Genomic DNA, 8,350 nt, shown 5'->3' on the forward strand with positions numbered 1-8,350 from the left:
GTCCAGATCTGCTGGCGGATCGCGGGCAGTTTGGCCGGATCGAGGGTGGAGATATTGGCGTGTTCGTCGAGCAGCTGCTCCAAACGCGAGATATCGCCATAACTTTCGGCGCGGGCCATGGGCGGAATGAGGTGGTCGACGAGGGTCGCGTGAGCGCGGCGCTTGGCCTGGGTACCCTCACCCGGGTCGTTGACCAGGAACGGATAGATCAGCGGCAGCTCACCGAGCGCGGCATCGGTGCCGCAGGAGGCGGACATGCCGAGGGTCTTGCCGGGCAACCATTCCAGATTGCCGTGCTTGCCGAGGTGCACCATGGCGTCGGCGGCGAATCCCTCCGGCGCGGCGATCCATCGATACGCGGCGAGGTAGTGGTGGCTGGGCGGCAGGTCCGGATCGTGATAGATGGCGACCGGGTTCTCGCCGAAGCCGCGCGGCGGCTGCACCATCAGCACGATATTGCCGAAACGCAATGCGGCGATGACGATTTCGCCCTTGGGATCGGCGGAGCGGTCGACGTAGAGTTCACCGGGTGGCGGTCCCCACGCCTCGATCACGGCTGCACGCAGGTCATCGGGCAGGGTGTCGAACCAACTGGTGTACTGATCGGCGCTGATGCGGATCGGGTTGCCTTCGAGCTGTTCGGCGGTGAGCCAGTCCGGATCCTGACCGCCCGCGGCGATCAGCGCGTGGATCAGCGCGTCGCCATCGCGTTCCGCGAGTCCTGGCACCTCGCTCTCGTCGCCGAGATCGTAACCGGCCGCGCACATCTCGGTGAGGAGCCGGATGGCGCTGGCGGGAGTGTCCAGGCCGACGGCGTTGCCGATGCGCGCATGCTTCGTCGGGTAGGCCGACATCATGATGGCGATACGTCGCCGTTCGGCCGGGATGTGGCGCAGCCGCGCGTGCCGGACCGCGATACCGGCGACCCGGGCCGCACGTTCGGGGTCGGGCACATAGGTGGACAGTCCGTCGGCGTCGAATTCCTTGAAGGAGAACGGAACCGTGATGATGCGGCCGTCGAATTCCGGGACGGCCACCTGGGTGGCGACGTCCAGCGGGGAGAGTCCGTCGTCGTTGGCCTCCCATTGGGCGCGGCCGCTGGTGAGACACAGGCCCTGAAGGATGGGTACATCGAGTTCGGCGAGGGCGGCGACATCCCATGCCTCGTCGTCGCCGCCGGCCGATGCGTTGGCGGGCTTGGTGCCGCCCGCCGCGAGCACGGTTACCACCAGTGCGTCTGCGGTGCGCAAGGTGTCGAGGAGTCCCGGCTCGGCGGTGCGCAGGGAGGCGCAGTACAGCGGCAGAGCCTTCGCGCCCGCATTTTCGATCGCCGTGCAGAGGACATCGATGTAGGCGGTGTTTCCGGCGAGATGCTGTGCGCGATAATAGATTACGGCCACAGTCGGGGCGTGCTCGGCCGTTGCGCTCGGTGTGCGCTCCAATTCGCCCCAACTCGGCAGTTGCACGGGCGGTTCGAAGCCGTGGCCGGTGAGCAGCACCGTATCCGAGAGGAAGTTGTGCAGCTGACGGAGATTTTCCGCACCACCGGCGGCGAGGTAGTTGTGCGCGTCGGCGGCCACACCACCGGGCACCGTCGAGCATTCCATCAGCTCGGCGTCGGGTGCGATCTCACCGCCGAGCGCCACCATCGGCACCCCGCTCGCGCGCACGGCCGCGAGCCCGTCCTCCCAGGCGCGCTTGCCGCCGAGGATCCGCACGATCACCAGATCGACGCCGTCGAGTAGCGCGGGCAGGTCCTCGACCAACAGCCGAGCCGGATTCCCCCACCGATATTCCGCACCGCTCGCACGCGCGCTCAACAGATCGGTGTCGGACGTCGACAGCAGCAAAATCACAGGTGGCAGCCTTCCTCGGGTGACGCGCCCATCGGTTACGGTGCTCGCCGGAGAGGGTCTGGCTTTCGACAGTGGCGCGACCGCACCGGAGTTCCACCGGTTTCCTCATCGCCCGCCGAGCAACCCAGATGCTAACCCGCCGCTCCGTGCCGCTCGTCGACGGTCAGCTACTCGGCGCTCAGGTCAGGTCGGCGTTTCCGTCGATCACCTTCAGGTGGTAGTGGAATTTGTCGACCCGCCAGCCCACGGCGGTGCGTTCGGCACCGATGCTGTAGCTGCCGACGAAGGTGCGCGTCTTGCCGTGGGACGCATCGTTTTTCACGTGCACCGCGATGGCGTCGGCGTGGATTTCGGCGTGGTCGCCCTGCAGGTCGACCAGGTAGTTGCCCGCCTGGTGATGGACGCCGTCGAGGTCGGCCAGGCCCGTGCGCCAATCGCCGACGATATCGGCTGCGGGGCGCACCGCCACCTCGCCGCCGAAGCCACCGTCGAAGTCGACCTTCGGCGTGAATACCTCGCCGAGAAGGTCATCCCAGCGCTTCTGATCGGTGTAGACGAACATTCTGGTGACAACGTCGATGATCGCGAGTCGGTCGGCAACGGTGTAGATTTCGCTCATTCCGCCAACCTTAATGCGGGCACGTGCGGACGCCGACTGGACGCTCTCGAGGGGCAAGCGTCACTGCCGTCGCCGGATTCGCGACTGTGCGCTGTAAGCGGTCACCTATCGCAACCGTCGCCGGATTCGCGACCGGGAGCTGTCGGCACTCGGCCGTCGCTGGTTGCGCGGCCGTGGGGTCGTAGGCTGGATGGGTCATGACGCGTACGAATCCCGATTCCTGCCCCGGTGTACTGCGGCTGCATCAGGCGGCCGATGGGCCGTTGGCTCGGATTCGGCTGCCCGGTGGGCGGCTGGAGCCGGGGCAGTTGCAGGTGTTGGCCGAGGCGGCCGCCGAACTCGGCGATGGAAATATCGAGCTGACCTCGCGGGGCAATGCGCAGTTGCGGCAGGTGCGTGATGCGGCCGCGCTGAGTGAGCGGTTGGCGGGTGCCGGGCTGTTGCCGAGCGATACGCATGAGCGGGTGCGCAATATTGTCGCCTCGCCGCTGTCGGGCCGGATCGGGGGCTGGGCGGATGTACATGCGCTCGTTCCGGCGCTCGACACGGGTTTGCGCGCCGCACCGCGGTTGGCCGAACTGCCGGGCCGCGTGCTGTTCACCCTCGACGACGGCCGCGGCGATATCAGCGGCCTTGGTGGCGATATCGGCGTACACGCGACGGACGCAGACGAATTCGCGCTCGTGCTGGCTGGTGGTGACTCCGGCATCCGAGTATCCGCGGCCGACGCGGTCCAGGTGATGCTGGCCGCCGCGCACGCGTTCCTCGATCTCGGCTCGGGTCAATGGCGGCTGCACGAAGTCGATGACGGTGTGCGGGGAGTGATCGATATCCTCGGCCTGTCCCGCGGCCCCGAACGCCTGGAATTCGGTGCCGCCCATGACATTCCGATCGGCTGGCTCGACCAGGACAACGGCCTGGTCAGCCTCGGCGCGGCCGTTCGCCTCGGCTCCCTGCCCGCCCGCAATGCCGAATTCATCGCCGCCGTGGAACGCCCCATCTTCATCACCCCCTGGCGCAGCCTGGTGATCACCGATCTAGAGGAATGGCCCGCCGAACAGGTCGTCCGCGTACTGGCCCCCATGGGCTTGATCTTCGACGCCAACTCCCCCTGGCTCCAGGTCAGCGCCTGCGCAGGCCAACCCGGCTGCGCAAAAGCGCTCACCGACGTGCGCGCCGACGCCACAGCCGCCGTCGAATCCGGTCGCGTACTACCCCCCACCAACCAGCCCGCCGCAGAGAGCAATTCCAGCGGCGTAGACGATCTCGACCCGACCATCGAAGTCCACAGCGCCGACGACGTCACGGTCGCAGGCCGCCAACACTGGTCCGGCTGCGACCGCTGCTGCGGCCGCCCCCGCGGCCCGGTCACCGATATCGTCGCCACCGAAAACGGTTACCGCATCGGCTGACATCCGCCCAAACAACCAACGAGGCACCACATGATCAGGTTCTTCGGCACGGCTCGTGGCACGGTGAGGTCAGCTGACGGCCCGTGGAAGGAGGGTTCCGGTGGGGTTGGGTGATGCGGAGATCGACGCCATGTCGGCGCAGGAGCGGCGGGAGTTGATTCGGCGGTTGCAGTTGCCGCCAGACCAGGTGTTGCCGCGCCCGGAGGTGGTGCGGATTCATCGGCGCGTGCGGTTGACGCTGATGGTCGGTGGGTCGATCGCGTTGATTCCGTGGATCGTGTATCTCGCGGTGTCGCTGCCGCCCGACTATCACGCCCGTAATTGGACGCTGACCTGGGTCGGATTCGACATCCTGCTGGTCATCATGATGGCGACGACCGCCTACCTGGGCTGGCAGCGCAAGCAACTGCTCATGTTGCCCGCATTCGGCACCGGCCTGCTGCTGCTCGTGGACGCCTGGTTCGACATCACGACCGCCAACCCTCGCGACGTCTGGTTCTCCATCGCCATCGCCTGCTTCGCCGAAATCCCGCTCGCCGTGCTACAGATCAGCGGCGCACTCCTGCTGTTCAAATTCGTCGCCGAAGTTCATCCGTTGGCAGAACCCGGCGTCAGCGGTTGGCGCACCGAACTCCCGTTCTGACAGCGGTGCTCGCGCCTCACGAAGCAACCGCGGTCGGCGCACTCCGCGGATCCTCGTGAATCTCCAAGGTGCAGCACTTCACGCCACCACCGGCCTTCAACAACTCCGACAGATCGACGCCCACCGGGTTGTACCCCTGCGCACGCAGCTCCGAAGCCAGGTTGTCGGCGTGACTACTGATGAAGACATTCAGCCCGTCGGAGACACCGTTCAGTCCCAGAACCACCGCGTCCGCATCGGTGGCGCGGATGGCGTCCGGATAGAGCTCGGCCAGTATCGCCTGACTGGCAGCACTGAAGGCGGGCGCGAAGTACGCGACATTCGTGTCATCGAGGACCATCAGCGCTGTATCCAGGTGATAGAAGCGCGGATCGACCAGTTCGAGCGAAACCACCGGCAGATCGAAGTACCGCTCGACCTCACGGTGCGCGGCAATCGAACTCCGGAATCCGGTCGCGGCCAGCATGCGCTCACCGACCAGCAGGAAGTCACCTTCGCCCTCATTGATTTCCTGCGCCCCGACCAACTCCACTAGCCCGTGCTGCGCGAACCAGCGGTGATACGCCGGGCCTTCCGCGGCCCGCTCGGTATGGGTGAAACGCGCCGACATCGCCCGATCACCCACGATCAGCCCGCTATTCGCGGCGAACACCATATCGGGCAGACCGGGCTCCCCTGGCACCACGTCGATGCGATGGCCGTAGTGCTCGAATGTCGCGCGCAATGTCTCCCACTGCGACAATGCCAGCGCGCGGTCGACGGGTTCCTGTGGATTCATCCACGGATTGATCGAGTAGCAGACGTCGAAATGATCCGGACGGCACATCACGAACTGACGTCGGGATGGCTGCCGCGCGGGCTCGATACGGAGGGTGGTTACAGAGGTCAACGTGTCTCCCGGAGGTAGGCGCGGCATTCCACTGACACGAAGGTAATTCGCCTAGTATTGCGCCGGAAACAACGATTCATTGTGCATGATCGAGCGAATTCGGCGAATCATTGCGTCGATCGGGAGTGGGTGTGACGTGGACGACATCGACCGGCAGATTCTGGCGCATCTGCTCAAATCGGCGCGCGCCTCGTTCCAAGAAATCGGCGCGAAGGTCGGACTGTCCGCACCCGCGGTCAAGCGCCGCGTCGACAAGATGGTCGCCAGCCGCCAGATCACCGGCTTCACCGCACTGGTCAATCCCGCCGCACTCGGCTGGACCACCGAGGCCTACGTCGAGGTCTACTACCGCGACAACATCACCCCCGCCGAACTCCGCCGCAGCCTCGAACCGATCCCCCAGGTAGTCGGGGTCTGGACCATCGCAGGCGAAGCCGACGCCCTCGTCCACGTCATGGCAACAGATATGGCCGAAATCGAATCCACCGTCGAACGAATCCGCGAAAACACCCGAGTAGGCCGCACCCGCAGTTCCATAGTCATGTCCCGCATCCTCGAACGCCCCCGCACCTGATCCGCCGAGAATGCATTCATGCAGGCGGCCTCGAAGTTTGCCGCCGCCAGTACATTCTCGACCCGCGGCGGGCGTGGAGAGGGAGGGCTCATATGGTGGGGGGCATGTCCGATGTTCGTTATGTCAGTGATGGGGCCGAGATCTATCGGCGGTCGTTCGCGATGATTCGGGCAGAGACGGATCTGAGTGGGTTTCCGCAGGATGTGGCGCAGGTTGTGGTGCGGATGATCCATGGTTGCGGGCAGGTGGATCTGGCCGGGGACGTAGCGTTTTCGCCCGGTGTGGTGGCAGCGGCGCGGGACGCGCTGCGGTCGGGGGCTCCCATTCTCTGTGATGCGCAGATGGTTGCGTCCGGCGTGACGCGCAAGCGGTTGCCCGCCGACAATGACGTGATCTGCACCCTCGCCGATCCGCGGGTGCCGGAACTGGCTGCGGCGATGGGCAATACGCGGTCGGCCGCGGCGCTGGAGTTGTGGCGCGATCGCCTCGAGGGCGCGGTGGTCGCCATTGGCAACGCGCCGACCGCCCTGTTCCATCTGCTCGACATGATCGATGCGGGTGCGCCGCGGCCCGCCGCCATCCTCGGTATACCGGTCGGCTTCGTCGGTGCTGCCGAATCCAAAGACGCGCTGATCGAATCCGGCGGGGTCGAATATCTGACGGTGCGTGGGCGGCGCGGCGGCAGCGCTATTACCGCTTCGGCACTGAATGCGATTGCGAGCGAACAGGAATGAGCAACGGCAAGTTGTGGGGTGTCGGACTCGGCCCCGGTGATCCGGAGCTGGTGACGGTGAAAGCGGCGCGGGTGATCGCCGAGGCCGATGTCATCGCCTTCCACAGCGCACGCCACGGTCGCAGCATCTCGCGTGGCATCGCCGCGCCGTACATGCGCGCGGGTCAACTCGAGGAACACCTGATCTACCCGGTGACCACCGAGACGACCGACCACCCCGGCGGCTATCAGGGCGCCATCGACGAGTTCTACGAACAGGCCGCCGAACGCCTGGCAACCCATCTGGCGGCGGGCCGGTCCGTCGCACTGCTCGCCGCAGGCGATCCGCTGTTCTACAGCTCGTACATGCATATGCACCGCCGGTTGGCCGACCGGTTCGAGGCCGAGATCATCCCCGGCATCACCTCCGTGAGCGCGGCCTCGGCGGCCCTCGGCACCCCGCTCGTCGAGGGTGAGCAGGTGCTGACCGTGCTGCCCGGCACCATGCCCACCGACGAGCTCACCCGCCGCCTCCGCGATACCGACGCCGCCGCCATCATGAAACTCGGTCGCACCTATCCCGGTGTGCGCCAAGCCCTCTCGGACTCCGGCCGCCTCGCCGACGCCTACTACATCGAACGCGCGAGCAGCACCCGCCAACGCGTACTCGCCGCCGACGACGTCGACGACGCGGATGTGCCGTACTTCGCCATCACCCTCGTTCCCGGCCCGCAGCCGACAATCCCCCTGCCCCTTACGAATTCGGGGCAGGGGCAGACAGTTCCTTTCGACAGCTCTCGGGTCGAGGCAACCTCGAGCCATTTCAGCGACGCCATCGGTGAAGTCGTGGTGGTCGGGCTCGGCCCAGGCTCACCCGACTGGACCACACCCGAGGTCGAACGCGCACTCGCCGAGGCCACCGATCTTGTCGGCTACACGACCTACATCAATCGGGTGCCGTCGCGTCCCGGGCAGCGCAGGCATGCCAGCGATAACCGGGTGGAATCCGAACGTGCCGCCATGGCATTGGATCTCGCGAAACAGGGAGCCAAGGTGGTTGTCGTGTCCTCGGGCGATCCCGGGGTTTTCGCGATGGCGGCTGCGGTACTCGAGGAATCCGCCGATCCGCAGTGGCAAGGGGTGCCGGTGCGGGTGCTGCCCGGGCTCACGGCGGCCAATGCGGTCGCCAGCCGGGTCGGCGCGCCACTCGGCCACGACTACGCGATGATTTCGCTCTCGGATCGACTCAAGCCGTGGGAGGTTGTCGCGCAACGACTTTCGGCGGTCGCCGCGGCCGATATGGCGATCGCGATCTACAACCCAGCCTCCAGTCAGCGCACCTGGCAGGTAGCGGCGATGCGTGACGTGCTGCTCGAGCATCGCAAGCCCGATACCCCGGTGGTGCTCGGTCGCGATGTGGGCGGACCCACCGAATCCGTCCGTGTGGTCACCCTCGCCGAGCTGAATCCGGCGGAGGTCGATATGCGCACGCTGCTGATCATCGGCGCCTCCACCACCGCAGTAATCGAGTCCGAGCAGGGCACGAGGGTCTACACCTCGCGCCGCTACCAGCGCTGACTCCGATTCCGCAAGAAACCGTGCACGTTCCGACACGGGTTCGGCCACGCTGAAGGCATGGACAACA

Annotated in this window: 8 protein-coding genes; 5 read left to right on the forward strand and 3 right to left on the reverse strand. The window is 66.3% G+C overall.

Annotation, left to right across the window (positions count from 1 at the left end):
- Positions 1–1,856, reverse strand: a 1,856-nt coding sequence (locus ON44_RS17760) for a cobaltochelatase subunit CobN (protein WP_040691440.1), incomplete at its 3' end; no start/stop codon positions are given.
- Positions 1,857–2,034: 178 nt separating this feature from the next.
- Positions 2,035–2,475, reverse strand: coding sequence for a nuclear transport factor 2 family protein (locus ON44_RS17765; protein WP_040691441.1), 441 nt, complete (start codon positions 2,473–2,475; stop codon positions 2,035–2,037).
- Positions 2,476–2,672: 197 nt separating this feature from the next.
- Here ON44_RS17765 and cobG point away from each other — a divergent pair, with 197 nt between their 5' ends.
- Both cobG and ON44_RS17775 read left to right on the forward strand, forming a co-directional pair.
- Positions 2,673–3,887, forward strand: a complete 1,215-nt coding sequence (gene cobG, locus ON44_RS17770; protein WP_040691442.1) for a precorrin-3B synthase — start codon at positions 2,673–2,675, stop codon at positions 3,885–3,887.
- A 130-nt stretch (positions 3,888–4,017) separates the two neighbouring features.
- Positions 4,018–4,530, forward strand: coding sequence for a hypothetical protein (locus tag ON44_RS17775; RefSeq protein ID WP_051182143.1), 513 nt, complete (start codon positions 4,018–4,020; stop codon positions 4,528–4,530).
- 16 nt (positions 4,531–4,546) lie between these two features.
- Here ON44_RS17775 and ddaH read toward each other — a convergent pair whose 3' ends face one another.
- Positions 4,547–5,446, reverse strand: coding sequence for a dimethylargininase (ddaH, locus tag ON44_RS17780; protein WP_218007599.1), 900 nt, complete (start codon positions 5,444–5,446; stop codon positions 4,547–4,549).
- Positions 5,447–5,555: 109 nt separating this feature from the next.
- Here ddaH and ON44_RS17785 point away from each other — a divergent pair, with 109 nt between their 5' ends.
- The 3 genes from ON44_RS17785 (at position 5,556) to cobJ (ending at position 8,283) form a co-directional block, all read left to right on the forward strand.
- Positions 5,556–5,993 (forward strand): Lrp/AsnC family transcriptional regulator, encoded by a 438-nt coding sequence (locus tag ON44_RS17785; RefSeq protein ID WP_040691444.1) that lies wholly within the window; start codon positions 5,556–5,558, stop codon positions 5,991–5,993.
- Positions 5,994–6,097: 104 nt separating this feature from the next.
- On the forward strand, positions 6,098–6,727 hold the full coding sequence (locus ON44_RS17790) for a precorrin-8X methylmutase (RefSeq protein ID WP_040691447.1): 630 nt from the start codon (positions 6,098–6,100) through the stop codon (positions 6,725–6,727).
- Complete coding sequence (gene cobJ, locus ON44_RS17795; RefSeq protein ID WP_040691445.1) at positions 6,724–8,283, forward strand: precorrin-3B C(17)-methyltransferase; 1,560 nt, start codon at positions 6,724–6,726, stop codon at positions 8,281–8,283. Before ON44_RS17790 ends, cobJ begins: the two co-directional genes overlap by 4 nt.
- Positions 8,284–8,350: the final 67 nt, after the last annotated feature.

The organism is Nocardia vinacea NBRC 16497 (genome assembly GCF_000308835.1).
Lineage (GTDB): Bacteria > Actinomycetota > Actinomycetes > Mycobacteriales > Mycobacteriaceae > Nocardia > Nocardia vinacea.

Bases quoted from the DNA above. Each gene is read 5' to 3' on its own strand.
- ON44_RS17765 (WP_040691441.1), bottom strand. From the start codon at position 2,475: ATGAGCGAAATCTACACCGTTGCCGACCGACTCGCGATCATCGACGTT.
- cobG (WP_040691442.1), top strand. From the start codon at position 2,673: ATGACGCGTACGAATCCCGATTCCTGCCCCGGTGTACTGCGGCTGCAT.
- ON44_RS17775 (WP_051182143.1), top strand. From the start codon at position 4,018: ATGTCGGCGCAGGAGCGGCGGGAGTTGATTCGGCGGTTGCAGTTGCCG.
- ddaH (WP_218007599.1), bottom strand. From the start codon at position 5,446: ATGCCGCGCCTACCTCCGGGAGACACGTTGACCTCTGTAACCACCCTC.
- ON44_RS17790 (WP_040691447.1), top strand. From the start codon at position 6,098: ATGTCCGATGTTCGTTATGTCAGTGATGGGGCCGAGATCTATCGGCGG.
- cobJ (WP_040691445.1), top strand. From the start codon at position 6,724: ATGAGCAACGGCAAGTTGTGGGGTGTCGGACTCGGCCCCGGTGATCCG.